Below are 606 nucleotides of genomic sequence, written 5' to 3'. Positions count from 1 at the left end.
AATAGGATTTGGCAATAGACGTTTTTGTAATTCTGCTGCCGAAGGTAAATCACGGCTATCCTGATTACGTTTATATTGTGCATCAATTCTTGTTAAAGCTTTATTTAGATCTTTAGGTAACTGGTTCCATACCCATCCTGCAAGAGCACCAGCTTCCCATGCTTGAGCTAAAGCACTACCTTCATGCTCAAAAGCAATCACGATTGTAGGTAAACGCCATTTATAAGTTAGGAAATCTTGTACATCAGCAATTGCGATAATTGTTGGGTCGTATAAATCGAGATCATCTATGTGAATGACTTGTAAGTCTGGTAATGCTTCCAGAGCTTGCTGTACGAAAGGGATAGAGCGTGTCGGTTTAATAAAATACATAGAAGATATGGTAGTCCTTTTTCAAGATCACTTTATCCATCATAGAGGATGTATGACCAAAATCAAGGTATTGCCTTATTATAAGAAAAATGCAATACCTTGATTTGTCCTTTAATTATTTTTCGGTTTTATCAGTGTTATCTTCTGGTACATCTTCGGATTCGTCATCATCAATAAAAGACACATCTGCCGAATCACCTTTTTTCTCGGCAATCTGGAACGCTTTACGTTGGA

Annotated in this window: 1 pseudogene; it reads right to left on the bottom strand. The window is 37.3% G+C overall.

Annotated features, from left to right (window positions below):
* A pseudogene (gene gigA, locus ABD296_RS49890) lies at positions 1-372 on the bottom strand (RsbU family protein phosphatase GigA); the annotation flags it as partial.
* Positions 373-606 lie beyond the last annotated feature (234 nt).

It is taken from the genome of Actinomadura napierensis, from assembly GCF_039529375.1.
Classification (GTDB): Bacteria; Actinomycetota; Actinomycetes; order Streptosporangiales; family Streptosporangiaceae; genus Spirillospora; species Spirillospora napierensis.
This window is presented reverse-complemented; position numbering and strand designations above follow the sequence as displayed.